The 22,735-nt window shown below is 65.5% G+C and carries 15 protein-coding genes and 2 tRNA genes; 6 read left to right on the forward strand and 11 right to left on the reverse strand.

Annotation, left to right across the window (positions count from 1 at the left end):
• The first annotated feature begins 36 nt into the window (after positions 1 to 36).
• The gene (gene crgA / locus A5688_RS23585; RefSeq protein ID WP_067835019.1) at positions 37 to 318 is read left to right on the forward strand and encodes a cell division protein CrgA; all 282 of its coding nucleotides are present in this window, start codon (positions 37 to 39) and stop codon (positions 316 to 318) included.
• 155 nt (positions 319 to 473) lie between these two features.
• A complete protein-coding gene (locus A5688_RS23590) occupies positions 474 to 899 on the forward strand; it encodes a PH domain-containing protein (protein WP_067835020.1) in 426 nt (141 codons plus the stop codon).
• A 24-nt stretch (positions 900 to 923) separates the two neighbouring features.
• On the opposite strand, the gene A5688_RS23595 is transcribed toward A5688_RS23590, so the two are convergent.
• On the reverse strand, positions 924 to 1,472 hold the full coding sequence (locus A5688_RS23595) for a peptidylprolyl isomerase (RefSeq protein ID WP_067834989.1): 549 nt from the start codon (positions 1,470 to 1,472) through the stop codon (positions 924 to 926).
• Between the two features lie 171 nt (positions 1,473 to 1,643).
• On the opposite strand from A5688_RS23595, the gene cwsA reads away from it, so the two are divergent.
• On the forward strand, positions 1,644 to 2,078 hold the full coding sequence (gene cwsA, locus A5688_RS23600) for a cell wall synthesis protein CwsA (protein ID WP_067834990.1): 435 nt from the start codon (positions 1,644 to 1,646) through the stop codon (positions 2,076 to 2,078).
• 2 nt (positions 2,079 to 2,080) lie between these two features.
• Here the strand turns inward: cwsA and A5688_RS23605 are convergent, their stop codons facing one another.
• Positions 2,081 to 3,295 carry a cytochrome P450 gene (locus A5688_RS23605; protein WP_067834991.1) on the reverse strand — a complete coding sequence of 405 codons (1,215 nt, stop codon included), beginning with the start codon at positions 3,293 to 3,295 and terminating at the stop codon, positions 2,081 to 2,083.
• Positions 3,296 to 3,492: 197 nt separating this feature from the next.
• Here A5688_RS23605 and A5688_RS23610 point away from each other — a divergent pair, with 197 nt between their 5' ends.
• Entirely contained in the window at positions 3,493 to 4,065 is a 573-nt protein-coding gene (locus tag A5688_RS23610; protein ID WP_067834992.1) for a TetR/AcrR family transcriptional regulator, read from the forward strand.
• Between the two features lie 31 nt (positions 4,066 to 4,096).
• Here the strand turns inward: A5688_RS23610 and A5688_RS23615 are convergent, their stop codons facing one another.
• Complete coding sequence (locus tag A5688_RS23615; RefSeq protein WP_067834994.1) at positions 4,097 to 7,270, reverse strand: ATP-binding protein; 3,174 nt, start codon at positions 7,268 to 7,270, stop codon at positions 4,097 to 4,099.
• 132 nt (positions 7,271 to 7,402) lie between these two features.
• Positions 7,403 to 8,212: a phthiotriol/phenolphthiotriol dimycocerosates methyltransferase gene (locus tag A5688_RS23620; protein WP_120312231.1), complete on the reverse strand. Its 810-nt coding sequence runs from the start codon at positions 8,210 to 8,212 to the stop codon at positions 7,403 to 7,405.
• A gap of 76 nt (positions 8,213 to 8,288) precedes the next feature.
• On the opposite strand from A5688_RS23620, the gene A5688_RS23625 reads away from it, so the two are divergent.
• Both A5688_RS23625 and A5688_RS23630 read left to right on the forward strand, forming a co-directional pair.
• Entirely contained in the window at positions 8,289 to 10,016 is a 1,728-nt protein-coding gene (locus tag A5688_RS23625) for an AMP-binding protein (protein ID WP_067834995.1), read from the forward strand.
• Positions 10,017 to 10,060: 44 nt separating this feature from the next.
• Complete coding sequence (locus tag A5688_RS23630; protein ID WP_067834996.1) at positions 10,061 to 11,122, forward strand: rhamnan synthesis F family protein; 1,062 nt, start codon at positions 10,061 to 10,063, stop codon at positions 11,120 to 11,122.
• Between the two features lie 13 nt (positions 11,123 to 11,135).
• Here the strand turns inward: A5688_RS23630 and A5688_RS23635 are convergent, their stop codons facing one another.
• From A5688_RS23635 to A5688_RS23665, 7 genes are all read right to left on the reverse strand, one after another.
• Positions 11,136 to 11,870, reverse strand: coding sequence for a GAP family protein (locus A5688_RS23635; RefSeq protein ID WP_067834997.1), 735 nt, complete (start codon positions 11,868 to 11,870; stop codon positions 11,136 to 11,138).
• Positions 11,870 to 13,126, reverse strand: coding sequence for a glycosyltransferase (locus tag A5688_RS23640; RefSeq protein WP_067835023.1), 1,257 nt, complete (start codon positions 13,124 to 13,126; stop codon positions 11,870 to 11,872). The genes A5688_RS23635 and A5688_RS23640 overlap by 1 nt, the downstream gene beginning before the upstream one ends.
• 17 nt (positions 13,127 to 13,143) lie before the next feature.
• Positions 13,144 to 14,610 (reverse strand): acyltransferase, encoded by a 1,467-nt coding sequence (locus A5688_RS23645; protein ID WP_067834998.1) that lies wholly within the window; start codon positions 14,608 to 14,610, stop codon positions 13,144 to 13,146.
• A gap of 10 nt (positions 14,611 to 14,620) precedes the next feature.
• A complete protein-coding gene (gene pks2 / locus A5688_RS23650; protein WP_067914802.1) occupies positions 14,621 to 21,019 on the reverse strand; it encodes a sulfolipid-1 biosynthesis phthioceranic/hydroxyphthioceranic acid synthase in 6,399 nt (2,132 codons plus the stop codon).
• A gap of 393 nt (positions 21,020 to 21,412) precedes the next feature.
• Positions 21,413 to 21,485 (reverse strand) — tRNA-Ala (locus tag A5688_RS23655).
• Between the two features lie 148 nt (positions 21,486 to 21,633).
• A tRNA-Ile gene (locus A5688_RS23660) sits at positions 21,634 to 21,707 on the reverse strand.
• 71 nt (positions 21,708 to 21,778) lie between these two features.
• Positions 21,779 to 22,654, reverse strand: coding sequence for a DUF3566 domain-containing protein (locus A5688_RS23665; protein WP_067835001.1), 876 nt, complete (start codon positions 22,652 to 22,654; stop codon positions 21,779 to 21,781).
• Between the last annotated feature and the right edge of the window lie 81 nt (positions 22,655 to 22,735).

The raw sequence follows: 22,735 nt of genomic DNA on the forward strand, positions 1-22,735 counted from the left end.
CTCACCGTGTCGCCAGAGGTAATCCGCGAGGTAATCATGCCCAAGTCCAAGGTCCGCAAGAAGAACGACTTCACCGTCAGCTCGGTCAGCCGCACCCCGGTGAAGGTCAAGGTCGGGCCGTCGAGCGTGTGGTTCGTCGCGCTGTTCATCGGTCTCATGCTGATCGGCCTCGTCTGGCTGATGGTGTTTCAGTTGGCCGCCGTCGGGAGCCAGGCACCGACCGCCCTCAACTGGATGGCGCAATTGGGACCATGGAACTACGCAATCGCGTTCGCCTTCATGATCACCGGTTTGTTGCTCACGATGCGGTGGCACTGAGTAGGGCGCTCCGCGTAATGAATTCATTTTCGGCCTGATTTGTCCCTGCCTCAGCAACTTTCCGACCACCCAATCACACGCGTGTGATTTATCCCCACTGTTGATAGCTGATGTGGATAACTGCATAGGCCGTGGTGGGAGGGGCTAAGGAGCGCATGCAGCAAACACAATGGGAGCCGCACACGGCGGGAATCGCTGGTTGTGGAGCCGCGGGCGTTTTGATGGCTATCGCGGCTGTGACCGTGGTCACAGACCCGCCGGGGCGCGTCCTGGCGGGCGTTGCCGCAGTGGGTCTGATCTTGTTTGCCGGCGTGTCGTGGCACGCGCGTCCCAAGCTGGCAATCACGGCCGACGGCCTACTGCTCCGCGGCTGGTTCCGGACGCAGTTATTGCAGCACGCCGACATCAAGATCATCCGCATCATCGAGTTCCGGCGTTACGGCCGCAAGGTGCGGTTACTCGAGATCGAGACTGCCGACGACGACCTGGTGCTGTTCTCCCGCTGGGACCTCGGGACGGACCCGCTGGAGGTGCTCGACGCGCTCACGGCGGCCGGCTACGCGGGCCGTCAGTCGGGCTGACCGGCCCGCGGCTTGCCGCCGGACTTAAGAGATCGTGATCGACTCGATGACGACGGGCTCGGTGGGACGGTCATTGCCGTCGGTGGCAGTCGTGGAGATCGCGTCGACCACCTGCTGCGACTCCGGATCGGTCACCTCGCCGAAGATCGTGTGGCGCCGGTTGAGGTGCGGGGTTTGACCGACCGTGATGAAGAACTGCGAGCCGTTGGTACCGGGGCCCGCGTTCGCCATGGCCAGCAGGTAGGGCTTGTCGAATTGCAGTTCGGGGTGGAACTCGTCGGCGAACTTGTAGCCCGGGCCGCCGCGACCGGTTCCGGTCGGGTCGCCACCCTGGATCATGAAGCCCCGGATCACCCGGTGAAAGACCGCGCCGTCGTAGAAGGGGCCGGAAGGGCCTCCCGATGCGTTCTGCGTCGAGTACTCCTTGGTGCCCTGCGCCAGGCCGACGAAGTTGGCGACGGTCTTGGGCGCGTGGTTACCGAATAGCGCGACCTTGATGTCGCCGCGGTTGGTGTGGAGCGTGGCGGTAGCAGTCTGAAAGGGGCTGTTGGTCACGGCATGAGAGTCTGCCACTACGCGCGGGCGTGCCCGCACCCGGTGTCACCCAATCCGAATGGCCCGCCGAAACCCGGGGCACGCACACCGCCCACCGCGACGTCCCTATGCTGGCAGTCTGTTCAGATACCGGACTCGTCATGGGCCGGCTTCGCGACAGGGTCCGGCAGCGGGGCAGAAAGGCGACAGATGAGCGCAAAGACGGAATCCCGGCTGAGCCCGCGGCAGCGACTGACCCGCGGCCTGAGCTATTCGGCACAGGGACCGGTGGATGTCACCCGGGGACTAGTCGGCCTGAGTGTTCAGTCCGCGCAATCGACCGCGTCGCAGTTGCGCCGCCGGTATGAGGAGGGGCGCCTGGCCCGGGACCTCGCCGCGGCCCAGGAAACGCTGGCCCAGGAGCTGGCCGCCGCCCAAGAGGTGGTCACCGGCCTGCCCCAGGCGCTGCAGGACGCGCGGCGCGCGCAGCGGCGCGGCAAGCGCCCCTTCGTCATCGCGGGAGTGGCCGTCGCGGTCCTCGCCGGTGGCGCCGTCGCGTTCAGCATCACCCGGCGCTCCGTGCAGGCGAAACCTCAAGAGCCCCAGTCGCGGCCGCCGAGCGTGGATGTGCAACCGCGCCCCTGAAGTCACCGCGCGACTAACCGCAACCGCTCGCGGCGCCGGACCAGGATGCTCGGCAGCCATTGCCCGATGTACGTTGCGTCGATCCACGTGGTGCGCTCGAGCAGCGTGCCCAACACGATGCGGGCTTCCAAGCGGGCCAGCGCTGCTCCAACGCAGAAATGAACTCCCTTGCCAAAGCTAACGTGATTCTTGGCGGCGGTCCGGTCGAGCCGGAACTCGTTCGGGTCGTCAAAGTGCGCCGGGTCGCGGTTGGCCGCTCCCCACATCAGCAGCAGGTGTGCGCCGGCCGGCACGTCGACCCCACCTAGCGTGGTGTCGCGCCACACGTGGCGGTAATGACCGCGAAACGGCGCTTCGAAGCGAAGCGTCTCCTCGATGAAAGCGCCTAGCAATTCGGGGTTTTCGCGTAGCTGCCGTTGGATCCCGGGCCGGTCGGTGAGGATCCCCACCGCGCTGCCCAGCAACGACGCGGTCGATTCGCCGGCGGCGCTGAAGAGCGTGAGCATGATGCCCAGCGCCGGCAGTTGCTCGAGTTCACCCGATGCGTAGCGTGCGGCCAGATCGGCTATCAGCCCCGATTCGCTGTCACCGCTTGCCTTTTCGAAATGCTCCAGGACGTAGCCGGACAGTTCCATCGCGGCCATTCCGGCCTGTTCGAGCTGCTCTGAAGTGACGATTCCGTCGAGCAGTGTCGTGGTGGCGTAGCCCAGCCTGATGAGTCTGTCGACATCGTCATCCGGCAGGCCCAGCAGCTTGCAGACCACCATCATCGGCAACCGGTTGGCAATCGCACTCATCCATTCGATTTGGCCATCGCGCAGGTTCTGCTCCCACAGGTCGTCGGCGGTCTGGGCGGCGAAGTCTTCGATGATCCGAATCCGCTTGGCCGACAAGTGTGGCAACAGAATCTTCCGGTGCAATGCGTGCACGGGCTCGTCCGCGGTGGCCAAGGCATGCATCGGCCCTCCCGGCGGACCCATGTCGAATGGAGTGACGGTACCGTCCTCGTGAAAGACCATGGTCGCCGTGAGGTTTGAGGAGAAATCCTCGACGCGCTCGACGGCCTCTTGTACCGCATCCCATCCGCACACGGCGTAGAACACGGAATCGCCGATGCGAAGTACGGGCGCCTCGGCGCGCATGCGGTCGTACAGCGGGTAGGGATCCTGTATCGCCTCACCGCCGAAGAATCGGATCGCACTGTCCAAGACCGCCATGTGTTTCAGGCTCGACGGCGCTGCACCGCAGCGTCAATGGATCGCGGAGAAGTTGAGGAGCGATCGCGGCCAAGACTGATGCTGGATAACCGCGAGGACCAGTCTTCAGCAGCCATTTTCCGTGAGAATGCCGGTCCATAATTTCTCACCTTGCGAGAGCTATTCCTACGGCCCGCAATGTGGTGGAGCATGGGTGGATGCCGCGTGAGGACTGGTTGGTGGGTCGCGATCGCCGAAGCGAAGCCACCGAACGGATCTACACGGCGGCGGCCGACCTCATCGCCCGCCTGGGGTATGACGGGTTCACCATCGAGGCCTTAGCCGCTCGGGTCCACTGCTCACCCGCGACGATCTATCGGCATGCCGGCGGGAAAGCGGCCATTCGCGACGCCGTCGTCGCTGCCCAAGCGGCTCGCATTGTCGACACGACGCGGGAAGCCATCAAGGACCTCACGGGCCCCGAGCGGGTGGTGACCGCCACGATCATCGCGTTGGAAAACCTGCGCTCCGATCCATTGGCCCAGCTGATGCGGTCGATCCACGCGGCCCCTGTCAGCGATTGGGTCATCAGCTCACCGACCGTGACCGGCTTGGCCGCCGAGATGCTGGGGCCCGGGATCGACGACCCGCTGGCTGCCCAATGGCTGATCCGCGTCTTCCTGGCATTGTGGAGTTGGCCGCTCAAAGATCCTGTCGCTGAACGCGATTTGGTGGAACGCTTCCTCGGCCCGTCCTACAGGCTGCAGGCCGAGGAGGGACCCACCTGGTAGCCGACGGGCTTGGCAGGCGACCACAACGCCGTTACGGCATCGCCTCGGCCCACGCGATATGTCCTTCGAGCCCAGACGTTCTCGCCATCTCGCGGTAGCGATCCCTGAGTTGCGGGTAAGCCGCGACATCACCGTGGGCCCGCGCCAGTAAGGCCCGCACCCGGCTCAGCCAGATCTCACGCAGCACCAAACCGTCATCGGCGGGCGCGGCCGCTAACCGCTCGATGGCGGCCTGGGCTTCGGCCAGGTCAGATTCGAACCCGCGATCGAGCAGCGTCTCCACCAGAACGGCGGTGGACACAATGCCCCAGGACAGCAGTTGTCCGCCACGGGCGAGCTGGTCGACCGCCGCGCGCATCAGCGGTAGCGCCTGGTCTCGGTCTCCGCGGCGAGCCGTCTCCCGCGCCACATACACGTCGAGCATCGGGACATCGCACAAATAGTGGCCGCCGCGCAGGAACACCTCGCGGACCTCCGCCAGCAGCTGCTGACCGCGATCTCGCTCGGACTCGGTGTCGCGGTGCACCAGCGCCAGGCCCAGGGTCAGCCAGGTGAACGCCAACTGCAGGTTGTCGCCGGATCGTTCGGCGATCGCCAGCGCCTCCTCGATCTCGCGCACCGCGGACTCGTCGGGTCGCAGCGCGCCGGCCGGTATCCCCGTGGTGTAGACGTAGCTGACAACGGTGACATAGCACAGCGAGTCGGCGCCGTGTGCCATAGCCAAGCCGCACCGCTGGTCGTCTCGCCACCCGGGATGGCCCAGGGAATAGCGGGCGATAGCGCGCTGCGCGAAGGCGAGCGCCAGGGGAGACCCGAAAAGGAAATTGCCCTTGGCGGGGTCACCGTCGGCCAGGTCAATGACCCTCTGTGAGAGGCGAAGCATCTCGGACCACTCGCCGCTGCCCATCTTCGCGCGGATCGACGTGAAGGACAGCCCCACCGTCAAGGTTGGGTCGCCGATGGACTCGATGAGGGTGATGGCTTCGGAAGCCAGCCGCGACGCCTCGCGCACCCGGTCCTGGAAGGTGTGGTCCACCACCAGCCCCGCCATCGCGATGGCCAGCGACGCCTTGTCCCCCGCGGCGCTGCACAACTGCCGCAACTCCTCGAAGCGTTCGCCGACATTGTGCACATGCACCCGCCACCCGATCCCACACAGCATGGTGCGCGGGGCGATGCACATGGCGGCCCGGTATGGCTCGTCTTCGGGCAACGCGTCGGCGATGCTCGCGGCGCTTTCCCACGCCAGACGCGCCGCAGCAAGGTCGCGGTAAGTCGCCCACGCGGCCGCCCGCATGTGCCAGCCGTAGGCGTCCCGGGAGTCACCCGCGGCTTCGAGATGTTCGGCGATCAGCGCCGCGTTCTGGTCGGCCAATTCGGGCTCGCGGGCCTCGATGGCGGTCGCCAGACGCCGGTGCATCTGGGCGCGATCGGATTTCAGTTGCGATTCGTAGGCCACGGCGCGGATCAGCGGATGGCGGAATGCGAACTCGGCACCGGGGGTGAACCGAACCTGATCGATCAGCGCGGCGCCGAGGAGCGCGTCGAGCGCAGGCGCGTTCCCCACCGCGGCGAGCAACTCCGGCGTGAAACGCGAGCCGATCACGGCGGCGGCGTTCAGCGTCCGCTTGGCAGCGGGATCCAAACGGTCGATGCGCGCGGCGATGGTGGCCTGCAGGGTGCCGGGAACGGTGACCTCGGCCAGATCTGTGACGCTGGTGAAACCTCCGCGGTCGCCCCGAAGCACGGCGCGCTCGGCGAGCTCGCGCACCATCTCCTGCGCGAAAAACGGGTTCCCGCCCGTCCGCTCGGCGATAAGCGATTTGATACCGGAAACCGACGGATCGGTGCCCAACAATTCGTCGAGCAACGTCGCTGTTTCCGAATCACTCAACGGCGCCAGTGAGATCGTGTGCGTGCCTGGGACTTTCGCCAATGCACCCTCGTAGTTCGGGCGGTATGTGATCAGCACCATCGACGGCGTTTGGGGTATGACGGCGAGCAGCTCGGCCAGCATCGAGTCGCTCACCTCGTCGATCCAATGCACATCTTCGATGACGTAGAGGACCGGTTGGGTGCGGTTCAACGACATGGAGTTGATCAGCGCGGTCAACCGCCGGCGGCGCGCGTCGGGATGGATTGTGGGAGGCGGCGTGTCCGGGTCGCGAATGCCCATCAGGTCGTAGAGCAGCAGCACGTCCTCGTCGGAGGCATTGGGGATCCTGGCGCGCACCTGCGCGCGCGCGGACTCGTCGTCGAGCTCGGTTGTTCGAATGGCTTCGCGCAACAGCCCAGCGGCAATCAGGAAGGGGACATCGCTGGTATGCGACTCGCAGAAGACCGACACCACCTCGACACCGCGAGTGCGGGCCATCGCGACCGCTTCATCCGCGAGTCGCGTCTTGCCGATGCCCGCGGGGCCGGCAACGCAGACCACACATCCCCGCCCGGTCATGGATCGATCCAAAAGGCCTGCGATCGTGGTCACTTCGAGCTCTCGCCCTACCAACGCGCCTTGCAGGGAGCGACTTCGCCGCCGCTCGTCGGCCATGCCCAGAAGACGACGCGCCAGCACCGGACCCTCGCTGCCCTTGACGCGCACCATCTCGGCATCGCCCAGCAGGGTGGCGTGCGCGACGAGTCGGGCGGTGGATTCGCTGAGCATCACCCCGCCCGGCGGTGCCACCGCTTCCATCCGTTGCGCCATCCCGACCTGCTCACCGATCGCGGTGTAGCCGAGCGGTCCCGAACCGATGTCGCCCGCGATCACCTGACCGGAGTTCAGTCCCACCCGCAACTGAAGCTCGACGCCGTCGCGCTCGCGGACGTCGGCGGCAAGGCGCTTGATCTCGTCCTGAACACCCAGGGCCGCCAGACAGGCGCGAACAGCGTGGTCCTCCATTGCTACGGGTGCGCCGAACACCGCCATGATGCCGTCGCCGGTGAATTTGTCCACCGTGCCCCGGTAGCGGTGCACCACCTTGGTGCAGCGGTCGACCAGGTCGGCCATGATCTCGCGCAACCGCTCCGGACCGACGGCCATGGCGATGTCCATGGAATGGACTACGTCGGCGAACAACACCGACACTTGCTTGTACTCCGCATGTGCGGCGATGTCGGCCACCGGTGAGCCGCATTCGTGACAGAACCGGGCACCCTCGAAGAACGCGGTGCCGCACGCCTGGCACGCCGCTACGGCCGTCATCCGACCCTCCGCCAATCCTCGGCCCCCACGTTTGCTGAGCTCCTCAAAGGATAGGCCGTCTTACACTCCGCGAGGGAGCCTTAACTTCACACTCAAGTGCCGTCAACACGATATTTACGCGACCCTCACGCCTCACTCCCTGTCGAAGCAGAACAACCGGTAGGAAGCCTCGCCGTTTTCCAGACGGCGGTAGATCAGCGAGCCCCGCCCACCCGCGTAGTCGTCGGCTATGCCGCGCAACAGTCCGATATTCGGCAGCCGGCGCGTGATCTGGTCGAGAAACCGATTCTTCTCCAGCCCCCGCATCACCTCCGCATTGATGATCCGTTCGGACACCAGCCGCATCGGGATGTTGGCCAGGTCCGCCTCCCACGCATCGATTTCGTCGGCGTAGCGAATGTCGGCATAGAGAAAGTGCCCGCCCGGGCGCAGCACGCGTTTCACTTCGGCGAAGAACTCGGGGACATTTTGGTAGTTGATCGCCGCCTCGACATTGATCACCGCGTCGAAGGAATGTTTGGGAAAGGGCAGGCTCTCGGCGTTGCCCGGCACGAAGGTCAAACCGGGCAGGTTGTGCCTCTGGCGGCAGAATTTGATGCCGACCGTGTTGAGATCCAGCCCCGTGTAAGACGCCGGATGCAGGGTCCGCATCAGATACGCAGCGCCGCCGCCATGGCCACAACTGACCTCGAGCACGTCCTTGCCCGCGAGGTCCACCTGCGTGGCCGTCCGATGGTAGAGCTGGATGGGAAACCGATCGGCCTCCTCGGCCGCCGTCAGCGGCAAGGACATCGGCGGATCCTCTTCGTACCCGTAATTCAGGAACAACACGTCGTCCCTCGTGAGCAGGCGACTGAGAAGCCGGTAACCGTATTTGAAACGCAAATTCAACAGAGCCAGAGAGATTGGGTTGCGATTCAACCGGTCGATGAGGCGTTCCATCGGCGTACGTTGGAGTCGCCCATCGTCTTTCATGCAAAACCGACGTGTTGAGAACGGCCGAGGTAACCTGACGCCCATGCTCAAGTGTCCCATTCCGACACTGCTGCGCGAACGGGCGAGTCTGCAGCCTAATCAGACGGCGTTCACGTTCATCAATTATGACCACGACCCGGACGGAATCGCAGAAAGTCTGACGTGGTCGCGGCTGCATCGACGAGTGCTCAATCTTGCCCAGGAACTCAGACTTCGCGCATCCCCGGGCGACCGTGCGGTGGTCTTGGCGCCACCCGGACTGGACTACATCAGTGCATTTCTCGGCGCACTACAGGCCGGCCTCATCGCGGTCCCGCTAGGTGCGACCAGCGACGAGCGCGTGGATACGGTGCTGCGTGACGCATCGCCGTCCGTCATCCTCACGACATCGTCAGTCGCCGGCGCTATTGCCGACAACCCCGGGTCCAAATTCGGCGAATCCGCACCACCGATCGTCGAGGTTGATCTCTTGGATCTCGACTCCAACAAAGGCGCCCCCACCCGGGCCGAGATTGCAACGGACACAGTCTATTTGCAATACACTTCCGGGTCGACGCGCACGCCCGTCGGGGTCATGGTCACGTACAAGAACATCATGGCGAATTTCGGGCAGATCAACGCCGCTTTCTTCGGGGACCACGGGGGCGTTGCCCCGCCGGACACCACCGTGGTTTCCTGGCTGCCGTTCTACCACGACATGGGCTTGCATCTCGGAATCATCTTTCCGGTTCTGACCGGATTCCGCACCGTGCTGCTCAGCCCGGTCGCCTTTCTCCAGCGACCCGCCCGATGGATCCAATTGCTGGCGACGAACAGTCACGCACTTTCGGCGGGGCCGAACTTCGCTTTCGAACTCGCGGCACGGAAAACCTCGGATGGCGACCTGGCCGGGCAAGATCTCGGGAATGTGTTGAGCATCCTCAACGGTAGTGAGCGAGTACAGCCTGCGACACTGCGGCGCTTCACCGAGCGGTTCGCTCCTTTCAACCTGCCGGACAAGGCATTACGGCCCTCGTACGGAATGGCGGAGGCCACGTTGTACGTCGCGACCCGCGAGGCGGGCCAGCCACCGCGGGTAGTTCACTTCGGCTCCGAGGAACTGACGGCGGGCCTCGCGAGACGGTGGGCAGGCGCGGGCGGCACACCGTTGGTCAGTTACGGCGCGGCGCGTTCGCCGGTGGTGCGGATCGTCAATCCCGACAGCAGGATCGAGTGTCCGGCGGGCACGACCGGCGAGATCTGGGTGCACGGGGACAACGTCGCGACCGGCTATTGGCAGCGACCCCGGGAGTCTGAGGAGACATTCGGCGCAACCGTTGTCACGCCATCGCAGGGCACCCCCGAGGGACCGTGGCTGAGGACCGGCGATTTGGGCTTCTTCTCCGACGGCGAGCTGTTCATCGTCGGCCGTATCAAAGATCTGTTGATCGTCTACGGACGCAACCACTCTCCCGACGACCTCGAGGCAACTATTCAAAGCATCGCGCCGGGACGTTGCGCGGCGATCTCGGTTCCCGACGAGGGCACGGAAAAGCTGGTCGCGATCATCGAGTTCAAGAAACGGGCCGGCTCCGGCGAAGAGGCGGTCGATGCGTTCGACGTCGTCAAACGCCAAGTCACCTCCGCGATATCCAATGTGCACGGACTGAGCATCGCGGATCTTGTTGTGGTGGCGCCCGGTTCGATCCCCATCACCACCAGCGGCAAGGTCAGACGGGCGGCCTGCGTCGAACGGTACCGACAGAATCAGTTCGCCCGCTTGGACACGTAACACCAGGACGGACTTCCGGCGTCATCTGACTGAAAAGGGAGCTGATGCGGCCCGGCGGCTTGAATCTCGCAAATGCGCTGCGTACCGAAAGCGAGCGCGTTGTGGCCGCCGCGCGATACCGCTTGAGCCACAACGCTTTACAATTCCTCTGCGCAACACATTTGGAACTGCCGCCGCAGCCTGCGCCCGGTTGCCGCACGCTAGTTCTGTTCGCACACTTTGATCCGCACGGCATCATCGATCCTTATGTCGCCTATTACCTGAAGGCACTGTACGGGCTCGGGGCGAGCATCATCTTCGTCTCCGGCTCACCCATGCTCAAGCCGGAGTCGGTCGCTCCCATTCGGTCTCTTTGCGCCGGCATTTACACCCGCCGCACGCTCTCCCTTGACTTCGGCTCGTGGCACCTCGCATGGTGCATTCTGCGGGATCGCGGCTGGTCGCTCGATCAGTTCGACCGTCTCGTGATCGCCAATGACAGCGTGTTCGGACCTCTATTTCCGCTTGACGAGATGTGGAATTCGTTTCGCGGTGCCGACATGTACGGGCCCGTCGAAAACACTCAGATGGCGCCCCATCTCCAAGCCTTTTTGCTGACTTGGGATCTCAACTCACGCACCCGTCCCTTCCTCACCGATTTCTGGAACGATTTCCAGTACGTCGTTCACAAAGGCGCCCTCATCTGGCGGTACGAGGTCGGCTTGTCCAAACGGGCTCGGCTGGCGGGTCTGACGATCAAACCGTTCGTCACCGCCACCGCCATCAAAAACACCTATAGGCGCTCATCTACGCACCTCTGGGACGGCGACCGTTCCGCGGGAAGTAACGGCACGCTCTACTTTTGGGACGGCCTCATCGGCGACTTTCGATTCCCCTTCCTCAAGGCGAACCTGGCGCGGTACGACATGCCGTGGCACGCGTCCATGGCGCAGCTGCGCGACGTAATCGAGCAGCACACGCCCTATCCCTTCGAACTCATCCAATCGAATGTGGACAGGCTCGGCCGAAGGGCACCCTCACTGCTCAGCGGCTATGCCCGTCCGCTTGCCAGGTGGACACACCGCGAAGCATGCAAGACCCCGCCGACGGCTGGCGGGGCGAAATGAACGCGTCTCCCGCTCAAATGCTGCTCATACCCGCCGTCACACACATCAGCCCCACGGCCGCGGTTACGGTGATGAGCAGCCGCCGCCGGTGAGTGGCGACCCATCGATGCAGTTGCGACATCACCAGCCGGGTTGTTGCCGGCATGACCAGATAGCTGACGAGCGGCACCTCCACGAGAACAAGCACCACCACGGTGAATGCCACGACTGCGCCGAATTGGATGCCGATTGCGGCTCGAGAGGAGACGATGAGGATGAGCACGACGAGATAATCGACGACTGGCATGGTGGTGACCAGGCCGATCCCGAATGCCATCCACGGATTTCCGCCTTGCAGTGCATCACGCACGCGGGCCGTCATCCGTGCGGATGCGGTCAATGTTCTTGGCTGTAGAGCAGGGTCTGACGGGGCACCGCCGTACATTGCCGTGCCGGCATACAGACGCGCCGGAAACCCCGCCGCAACTACTGCGGCGATCATGAGCGCGAGTACGCCGACAGCAATTTGGAAATATCCGCCCGTGCAGCTTGCGACCGCGGACCTCGCATTTTCCACAACCAGCAGCAGCGAACCGTGCAGCAGGACAAGCGCTCCCAGGCCGGGTGCGACCCCTGCCGCAAGGCCGCCCAGCCAGTAAGCAAGAAGGTTGTGCCGGGGCCGGGGACTCGACATCAGGATTCCACCGATCACCAGGCGGGTCGGGTCGATCGACAGCCACAGTGCGAGCCCCAGCACCGTGCCCCACATCAGTCGAGGCGCTTCGTAAGGGCCGCAACTTCCAGGAGATCGGCCGCCGCGGTGACGCTTTCGGCGGGTTTGGTCATCCGGGTGGCGATTTCACGGGCCCGGATGGCGTATTGCGGCGCGCGGATCTCACGTAGGTGCGCGACCAGCGATTCCCGGGTCATGGTCGAGAAGCGCTGGGCACGACCGACTTTCATCCGTGTGACCTGTGCCGCCCAAAACGGCTGGTCCGCTACGTCCCAAAGGACCAACATGGGCATGGCGGCACGCAGGGCCGCGGCCGTGGTGCCCGCGCCACCGTGGTGCACAACCGAGCGGCATAAGGGAAAGATAACTGAATAGTTAACCAGGTCGACCATTTTCACGTGGTCATAATGAGGGACATTGTTGTAGCCGCTCGTGCCGGAATAGACGACGGCCCGCTCGCCGAGTTCCCCGCAGACGGAGGCGATCGTGGCGATCGTCTCGGCGGGGGATCGAACCGGTGTGCTGCCGAAGCCGAAGTAGATCGGTGGCGTTCCCTGGCGAATCCACGACGCGACCTCATCGTCGGCATCCGTCGGTAAGTCCATCGTCAGCGCGCCGACGAAGGGTCGCCGGCCGTTCCATTCGGTCGCGAGGCCCGGAAAGCATGCCTCGTCGTATGCCTGGATTTCGAGCGCTCCACGTGCCGCCATCCGTTTCGCTGCTGGGATCGACGTCCTCGGTAGGCCCAGTTCACGGCGCTGCGCGTCGTCGACATCCTTGGTGATGCGCCAATACATCCACCACGCCGACCGCAAAGCAGAGCGGACCAGCGGAGCCGGCGAGGGTATCGAAGGAAGGCCGAGCCGGCCGTTGACGCAGATCGGCATGTGGTGCAGTTCCGCCATCGGAATGTTGTAGTACTCGGCGACATTGGCGACGACCCCGTGGTACGTCTGCCCGGTTACCAGCAGGTCCGCTCCGTCCGCCAGTGGAGTCAGCGTCCTGCTCATCTGCGCCCAGCCCTCGACGAAGAGTTCCTTGCCCGAGCGCACCAGGTTGATCGGATTCTGCGGCTTGACGGCGTGATGAACGAAGTCCGCGACCGCGTTCACCTGTTCCTGCGAATCCGGTCCGTACTCCACGGCGGCGAGGCCCGCCGACGCCACGAAGTCCACCAGGTTTGGCGGAACGGCCATGCGCACTTCGTGCCCTCGCCGCAGCAGCTCCAGACCGACGGCGGCGCAGGGCTCGACGTCGCCGCGAGTTCCATGGGTGGCCAAAACAATTTTCAGAGGCGCGTCCCGGGGCATCAGTCGTCGTCCGCGTAGGCAAGACCCGTGATGTCGGTCATTGCTCTACCGGCATGGCGCGCGTCCACGACGCGGCCCAGCACCGATTTCAGCGCACTCAGATATCGGGTCACCGAGTCCCTGGCCACCGGATTGTTCGGGAAATTGACCCAGATCGACACCTCGTCGAAGAGGCGGATCACCGAGATGTACAGGTGCGCCGGATCCCTTGGGTCGCAGTAGATTCTGATGTTCGCGTTCTTCATGTGTGAGGCGATGGTCGCGGAGAACGGCGGGAGTCCCGTATCCATGTAATTGACCATCGTGCAGTTCGATCCCCATTCCCTGAGCCACGGCGCCATCTTCAATACGTCGTTGAACGACACCTTCGCGAGGTCCAGATTCGCATCGAAGGATTCCTGCGCGGCACGGGTGGTCTCTTGAAAAGACGCGGGCTGGACGGGCACCGTGAATGGAACCACGCCGGTGAACCAACCCATCGTGGCGAATTCCGCCAATGACCTGCGATTGTCGGTCGGTGCGAGCCCGTAATACGTTGTGGCGCCCGTTAACTCGTATTGGGCGAGGGCGACGCAGGCGAACAGGCCGCCGCTGACGCGGGCGCCCGCTTTCGTACAGAGCGATTCGAATTCAGCCGTCTGTTGCTGATTCATCAGTCGTTCGACCACCAGGCCGCCGCCCGTGGGTGCCGACAAGTCACCGAGTGGGAGGGGAAAGTCGGGCAGGGTCCCACCATTGTTTTCGGCAAACTCGATCCACTTACGCACCTCAGGCGAAGCCAGAGACAGAGTGGACAGGTGATGTTTCTCCCGCAGGCAGAAATCGTCATGGCTGGCCGGAGGAGGTGACGCAGCGAGCGCACCGCCGGTAACCAGGATCCGGTAGTTCATCACGATCTCGGCGTATAGACCCGAAATGATCGTCGGGTCACAATGCAGGTGATCGACAATCGCGAAAAACGTGAAGTGGTCCGCGCGCTGGATGACCCCGAACCTGAAGCAATCCCACTGAACGGGGTCGGGGGTGGACAGCACGAACTCTTGCCATTCACTCGTCGACATCTCACTGTGCCGGATCGGGAGAAACTCGATGTCGGCGGGGTCTTCGATGGTATGCCGCACAATGCGTTCCGCATCTTCGAATACGAACCGACTGTGATACGTCTTGTGTCGACGGAGATGTGCGTTGATGACGTAGTTCATGGCGCGGATATCGCAGCGGCCGATTTCGTCGCCGGAGCCGATCACCAGCCGTGCGTAGTCGAGCCCACGGGCCGCGTAGCGGGAATAGCCGCGAAGATGCGCTTCTTGCATGGCGCTCAGCGGAACATCGCTTATCGGCGCGTGCCGGGCTTTCTCGAGTGAGGCGGGCGATGCTTGCCACGACACGATTCGGCCCGGACCCGGCACCCAGTCGCGGACTGTTCCGACGAACAGCCCGCGCGCTGGCCCTGCGCCTACGAACACCGTTTCTCCTTCAGTCCAGTGGCTCGGCCGGCATTTCGATCTGCGAGCCGTTGCGACGGTGCGGCGCCGGCTGGTCGGATGCCAGCCGTTCGGACAGGAGTCCGGCCAAACCCTTAATCGTGGTGATGTCGTTGGTGGTGACGCGTATCCCTGTTTCGGCCTCGATGCGGGTCCGCAGCTCGAGGTTGCCCATCGAGTCGAGGCCGTACTCGGAAAGGGGGTGATCCGGATCGATGGTGCGACGCAGAATCAGGCTGACCGCATCGGAGATCATGCGCCGCAGCCGGATGGGCCGCTCCTCCGGGGGTAGCGCGTTCAACTCGTTGAGCAATTCGCTTGCATCCATTGAGCTTTGGGACTTGGACCGGAACAGTTCCGCGAACCGGCTGCGGTGCGCGTAGGCGGCGAACCACGGGGTGCCCGTCATTTTTGCGTACCCCGTGTACGCGCGGTCGTGGCACAGCAGGGTCTGGAAAGCGTAGGCCCCCTCTTCGGCCGTGAAAGCGGTGTCACGCCAGTGGGCGATGGCGGTGCCTTCGCCGCCCTCTCCGGGAGCCGGGTCGTCGCCGTTCTCGGTTCGGCGTTCGGTGACGCGACCGACCTCGGACCACAGTGCCCATCCGATCGCGGTGGCGGGAAGGCCTTGGGTTCGGCGCCACCGCGCGAATCCGTCCAACCAGCCGTTCGCCGCGGCGTAGGCCCCTTGTCCGGGCGAGCCCACCAGACCTACCGCCGAGGAGAATAAGCAGAACCAGTCCAGCGGAAGACTGGCCGTGGCTTGGTGTAAGTTCCACGCCCCGTGGACTTTTGGCGCCCAATTTCGTCCGATGAGCTCCTCGGACATATTGGCCAGCATCGCGTTTTCGAACACGGCGGCGGCGTGCAGCACCCCGCGCAGCGGAAGGCCGGTGGCGGTCGCCGCGGCCACCAAACGCGCCGCCGTGCCGACTTCGGTGATGTCGCCGCATTCCACCTCGATGTCGGTGCCCATCGCCCGCATGAACGCGATCGCTTCCAGCGCTTTGGGATTGGGCTGCGAACGGGAGCTGAGCACGATGCGGCCGCAACCGGCCGTCGCCATCTTCTCGGCGAGGAAGAGACCGATGCCCCCCAATCCGCCGGTGAGGATGTAGGAGCCGTCGGCCCGGAAAACCGGGACCTGCTCGGGTGGTACCACGACCTCGGTGCGCCCCACCCGGGGCACGTCGAGCACGAACTTACCCGGCTTTTCCGCCTCGCTTTTCACGCGAAGGGCCCCGGCCGCGTCGCCCAGTGGGTAATGCGTGATTTCAGGTGATGGCACCGCACCGTCTGCGACAAGCCGGTACACCGTGCCCAGCAGGTCACCGATCCGCTGCGGGCGACTCTGGGACATCAGGGTCAGATCGACGTGATGCACGGTGAGATTGCGATGGAAGGGAAATGGGCCGAGTCGCGTGTTGGGGTAGGGATCGTGCTGACCGATTTCGACGAATCGGCCGCCAACGGACAGCACTTCCAATCCGGCGCGCTGCGCGGCCCCGGTCAGGGCGCTGAGCACGATGTCGACACCGTATCCGTCGGTGTCGCGGCGGATCTGCTCGACGAATTCGGTGCTGCGTGAATCGTAGACATGCTCAACCCCGCTGTGGCGTAGCAGGTCTCGTCGCTGCTCGCTGCCGGCGGTGGCGAAGACCTCGGCTCCCGCGGCACGGGCGATCGCGATCGCCGCCTGCCCGACGCTGCCGGTGGCGGAGTGAATCAATACCCGGTCGCCACTGGTGATCCTGGCCTGATCGTGTAACCCGTACCAGGCGATGGCATGCGGGGTGCTCACCGCGGCCGCCTGATCCTCAGTGAGGCCCGGCGGAAGGGGCGCGGCCAGGCGGGCGTCGCAGGTGACAAACGTGGCCCAGCAACCCTTTTCGGAGAGGCCGCCCACCCGGTCGCCCACCCGGTGAGTGGTCACGCCGGGGCCGATCGCGGTCACAACGCCGGCAAAATCCGTGCCCAGCCGTGGTGCGCTGCCGGGGACACCCGGATGCTGGCCGGAGGCGAAGAGGACATCGGCGAAGTTGATGCCGGCCGCCGTCACCGCGACCTCGATCTCTCCGGGTCCCGGTGGAAGGCGTTGGAACGCAGCCAGTTCGATCGTTTCCAGGTCGCCAGGCGTGCGGATCTGCACCCGCATCCCATCGTCCGGCCGGCTCACCACGGCGGTGCGCCGCTCCTCCTGCCGTAGCGGTGCCGGGGTCAGGCGCGCCGCGTGCCACTGGCCGTTCCGCCAGGCCGTCTCGTCCTCGTCCGAGGACCCCAGCAGTTGCCGTGCCAGTTGCTCGGCGTCCGTGTCCTCGTCCACATCGATCTGGGCGGCCCGCAAATGGGGATACTCGGTGCCGATCGCACGCACCAGGCCACGCAGCCCGGCCTGTTCCAGGTTGATCACGTCCCCCGGCAACACGGTCTGGGCGTTGCGCGTGACGACGTAAAGGGGCGGCGGTTCGTCGTCGATTGCCGTGATATCCCTGACAATTCGCGCCAGATGGCGCACATAGTCCTCACCGCGCTGGGCACACTCCTCGTCCGGGTTACCGTTCCGAGGTCCCGTGAGGACGACCACCGCACCGACCTCGTGGGTACCCAGATGCGACCCGAGCGATTCGGAATTGGCCTGGTGATCGGAGCGTTGCGGCCATGTCATGGTCAGGCAGCCGGCGCCTGCGGCTTTCAACGCATCGGTCAGGCTGGTCGCCATGACGGCCGCTGTGGCAGAGGTGCTGATCAACAAATACGTGCCCGGCACGACCTGGTCCGCATCGGGCAGAGTCCGCGGCGTCCACTCGATGGTCAGCAGCCGTTCGTTGAGAACACGATCGCGGTTCGCGCTCTCGGAGGCCCCGGTGCCGACCTGCAGCCCGCGAACGGCCAGCAGGACCGTCCCATGCGCGTCGAGCACATCGAGGTCGGCCTCCAACCCGGCCCCGTCGGCACGTGTCACCGTCGTGTAGCAGTAGCGCGCGGTGCGCGCGGGAGCGTAGACACGGATCCGCCGTATGCGCATCGGCAGCAGCAGACCTGAACTGCCGGCGGCCCGGGCGGCAGAACTGGCCGCCACCGACTGGAAGCAGGCGTCCAGCAAGGCGGGATGCACGCCATAGGCGCTCTGTTGCGAACGGATCGGGCCGGGCAGCCCGACCTCGGCCAGCACCGTGCCGACCGTCTCGTCGGCGCTGTGCACCGCGACCAGTCCGGCGAATGCGGCACCGTACTGCAAACCGTGCTCGTCGAACTGCGTCCGCAACTCGGTGCCTTCCAGCCGGTGCGGGTGGGCCGCGAGTAAGGCGGGCATCGCGTAGGTCGGGGGCTGGTCCTCATCACCTACCGCGTGCAACACCGCCGCCGCCCGGCGAATCTGCGTGCCTTCTGCGAACGTCTCCACCACGAAATCGACTGCGCCCGTGGGGGTCACCGATGCGACGGCGGATACCGGAGTCTGATCGTCCAGCAACAGCATTGCCTCGAAGCTGATGTCGCGGACCTCGGACGTCTCGCCGAGCACGGTGCGGGCGGCTTCCCATGCCATCTCGCAGTAGGCCGCCCCCGGAAGCGCAGCCACGTTGTGGATCCGGTGATCGACCAGCCAGGGCTGCGCCGCGGTACCGACCTCGCCCTGCCAAACGTGCCGCTCCGGCACCTCGTGCAGTCGCACGTGGGCGCCCATCAGGGGGTGCACCGGAACTGCCCAGGCGCCGCGTGCCCGCGAATCGTCGCCGCCGCGGGTCAGCAGCAGGGGGCGGTGGCTCCACGCCGGTAGCGGCGCATCGACCAGCCGACCGCCGGGGGAGATCGCCGAAAAGTCGATCGCAGCACCGGCACTGAACAGTCCGGCAAGAAAGCCTCGCAGTCCATGCGGCAGGGCTTGCTCGCGGCGCATGGCGGCGAGCGCGGCCAGCGGCATGCCGAGGCTGCCGGCAGTCTGCTCGACGGCGTGGGTGAGTAGGGGATGCGGAGCCAATTCCGCGAACACCCGGTAGCCGTCCTCCAGCGCCGCCTGCACGGCCGCGGCAAAACGCACCATGTGACGCAAATTGTCCGACCAGTACCAGGCATCGCACACGGGCCGCTCGCGCGGGTCGAATGCGGTCGCGGAGTAGAAGGGCACCTCCGGTGTCATGGGGTTGAGTTCTGCGAGCACGTCGGACAGCTCGTCGAGGATCGGATCGACCTGCGGGGAGTGCGACGCGACGTCAACCGCGATTTCGCGGGCCGGCACGTCGCGTTGCTCCCACGCGGTGACCAGGTCGCGCACGGCCTGCGTGGCGCCGCCGACCACCGTGGACCGGGGCGAGGCGACCACCGCCAGCACGACGTCCTCGACACCGCGGGCCATCAGTTCCAGAAGCACCTGCTCGGCCGGCAACTCCACCGATGCCATGGCGCCGGAGCCGGCGATCGTGGACATCAGCCGCGAGCGGCGGCAGATCACCCGCACCCCGTCCTCCAGGGACAGCGCTCCCGCCACGACCGCGGCGGCGGCCTCACCCATCGAGTGACCGATCACGGCCCCGGGCCGCACCCCGTAGGACCTCATCGCGGCGGCCAGCGCGACCTGCATGGTGAACAGCGCGGGCTGAATGCGGTCGATCCCGGTCACCGTCTCGGGCGCCGAAATCGCTTCGGTCACCGAGAATCCGGACTCCCGCGCGATCAGCGGTTCCGCTTCGGCGACGGTCGCGGCGAACACCGGTTCCGTCTCGAGCAGCCCGGCACCCATCGCCGCCCACTGCGAACCCTGCCCGGAGAACAGCCACACCGGTCCTCGATCGTCCTGTCCGGCCGCGGACTGGTACGGGAAGTCGTCCGCCGCAATCCCGCGCAGGCCTTCGGTGAGCTCCGTGAGGCTGTCGGCGATGACCGCCGTGCGTACTGGGCGGTGCGCACGGCGGCGAGTAAGGGTGTACGCCACGTCCGCTGCCGCCGACCCCTGCGCGTGCGCGCCGATCCAGTCGGCGAGCCGCCCGGCGGTTTGCCGCAGTCCGTCGGCCGACGTCGCCGACAGCGGGAAAAACAGGGGGCCGCCGATCGCCGGGGTGTTGGGCGCATCACCCGGTGCGGCCGTGTCGGGGGCCTGCTCGACGATCGCGTGCACGTTGGTGCCCGAGAAGCCGTATGACGACACCGCCGCGCGCCGCGGGCCACGGTGACCGTTGTGGGGCCACGACGTATTCTCCTGCGGCACAAACAGATTGGTTTTAATTTGGGCCATCTCGTCGGGCAGCCGGGTGAAGTGCAGGTTGCGCGGGACCACCCCGTGTTGCAGCGCGAGGATCGCCTTCATCAACCCCAGCGCTCCCGCGGCCGACTGGGTGTGCCCGAAGTTGGTCTTCACCGATGCCAGCGCGCACGGACCGTCGAGGCCGTACACCTCTGCCAGGCTGGCGTACTCGATGGGATCGCCCACCGGGGTTCCGGGACCGTGCGCCTCCACCATGCCGACGGTGCGGGGGTCGACGCCCGCCGCGGCCAACGCCGCGCGATAGGCCTCGACCTGTGCGGCCCGCGATGGCGTCACGATATTCACCGTGTGGCCGTCCTGGTTGGCAGCAGTGCCGCGCAGCACAGCCAAGATCCGGTCGCCCGCGTCGATCGCATCCGGTAGCCGCTTGAGCATCAGCACAACGCATCCCTCGCCGGCCACGAACCCGTCGGCGGCGACGTCGAACGCGTGGCAGCGTCCGGTCGCGGACAGCATGCCGATGGCAGAACCCGAACAGGATTTGCGCGGTTCGAAGGACACCGAGGCGCCGCCCGCCAAGGCGATGTCGCTCTCGCCGTCCTGCAAGCTTCGGCAAGCCAGGTGCACGGCGGCCAGACCGGACGAGCATGCGGTGTCCACCGTCATCGCCGGACCGCGCAGTCCCATCGTGTAGGCGATCCGCCCGGATCCCATGGCGAAGCTGTTGCCCATGTATCCGTAAGGGCCGTCCAGCGCGTTGGCCTCGGCGTGCACGAACTGATAGTCGTCGTGCATCAATCCCATGAACACGCCGGTCCGCGAGCCGGCCAGCGTATGCCGGGTGAGGCCACCGTGCTCCATGGCCTCCCACGAAACCTCCAGCAGCAAACGATGCTGAGGATCCATCGCGGTCGCTTCTTTTTCGGTGATACCGAAAAACTCGGAATCGAAGCCCGCGACGTCATCGAGGAACGCACCCCACTTACACACCGACCGGCCGGGCACACCAGCCTGGGGGTCGTAATACTCCTCGGCGTCCCACCGCTCGGGCGGGATCTCTGTGACCAGGTCATCGCCGCGCAGCAGCGCCTCCCACAACCGTGCTGGAGAGTCGATGCCACCGGGCAGTCGGCACGCCATGCCGATGACCGCGACCGGCGTGCAGGGCGTCCTGACTACCCGGACCGAAGACATGGCCGCCCCTGAGCACTCACCCCATTGCGGATTAGCCCGTACAAAGCCGTTTCCTCCTCGTAGCAAAGGTGGAGTTGCGCTGTGGGCTGCCTTATCGCTGGGTAGCAACCGGTCATTTGCCGGGCCGCCTACTGCGCCGCCGATATTGGGAATGTGTGGTGGGGCTGGAGCCTTGCTGCAGGTCAGTCGCCTTTACGGCGGCGATGGCTTACGGATCACGCAATCAGTGCTTACAGATGTTAGCGGAACACGATTGGTCCGTGACGTTATCCGCGGGCACGAGGCGTCCGGGATCGGAGTTAACTGAATGTCTTCAGCGCCACTCGAGTGTCTGGTGGTTTGACCCGCACGCCTCGATTGGGGCGGCCGAGTTGATGGAGGTCCGCGGACTTGTGGAGCCTAGGGGAATCGAACCCCTGACACCCGCCTTGCAAAGGCGGTGCTCTACCAACTGAGCTAAGGCCCCTCATCGTGACTGGGTGGTTGACCTTGGTCTTCCACAGCCACGTGCCAGACCTCGACTCCACGTCGTGACCACGCCACCGCTGCCAACACGGCGACAAGCCCCAGTGGCAGTGCGAGTCTTACGCAACGTCTTGACGGGCACATGGTTGTGGGCCTAGGAGGACTCGAACCTCCGACCTCTTCGTTATCAGCGAAGCGCTCTAACCGCCTGAGCTATAGGCCCGTACTCGCGTACGGCCGAGCGACGAGATTACCGCAATAGCCGCCCGACTCCCAAAAGTGCAGCATCCACTGCTAGTCGCGATCCGCCAATGTCACTTCGACACCGCCGATCAGATCCGTGGTGAGGTTGTAGACGAACGCGGCGATGGTGGCCATCGCGGTGAGCAGCACGATATTGACCAAGCCGATCAAGACGGCGCCGCCGAAAATCGTGCCGCTGGACACCAGTTCGCCGCTGCTGCCGCTGGTGTTGTTCAGCAAGTCACCGACGTTGCTGTTCAACTTCGACCACACGCCCATGCCCCCGAGCACCAGGTAGAGGAACGCGACGGCGATCATCCAGACGAAGAACAACGCCACCGAGAGCAGCAGCGACACCTTCAACGTGCTCCACGGATCGATCCGCCGAATCTGCATGCTGGCGCGCACCGGGCCCCGCGTTCGCCGTGACACCTGCACCCGGTTGTCCCGGCTGTCCCGGCTCTCGGTGGTTGCCGGACGTCCGCCCGACGAGCTCGACGAATCCGCGGGACGCTCGGGGGCCGGCTTGCGGTGCGGGCCGCGCGGCAGCGGGCCGGACAGATCCGGTAGTTCACTGGCGTAGGCCTCGGCCGGGGATCCCTCGGTACGCGCAGGCTCAGGCTCCTTGGCGTGCGCCGGGCCGCCGGGTGCGGGCGCTGCGGTGCCGGAGATGAAGCGGTTCAGCCGGGCCTCGACGCCGCTCGGCTGGCCCGACGGCCGCTTCTCGGTGGGCGCCTCGTGTTGCCGGGGTCCCGGCTGCGAGGGCCGGGCACCGCCGCGCTGCCACGGTGGTCCCTCCCCACCCTCATGGGCGCCGCCACCCGATGCGGGCGGCGCGGCCCGGCGCACACCTGCACGCTCGACCGAACCATCCCCGTTGGGGCCGTCCCCCTTGTTGGGGGCGCCCGGCTCGTTCGGTGAGGTCACCCCGACTCCTTAGGTCTCCTACCCTGGCCGCCCGCGCGGTGGCAGTCGCATTCTGTCTGGCCGGGCTGAGTCTAAATGCCC

Source organism: Mycobacterium mantenii (genome assembly GCF_001667865.1).
Classification (GTDB): domain Bacteria; phylum Actinomycetota; class Actinomycetes; order Mycobacteriales; family Mycobacteriaceae; genus Mycobacterium; species Mycobacterium mantenii_A.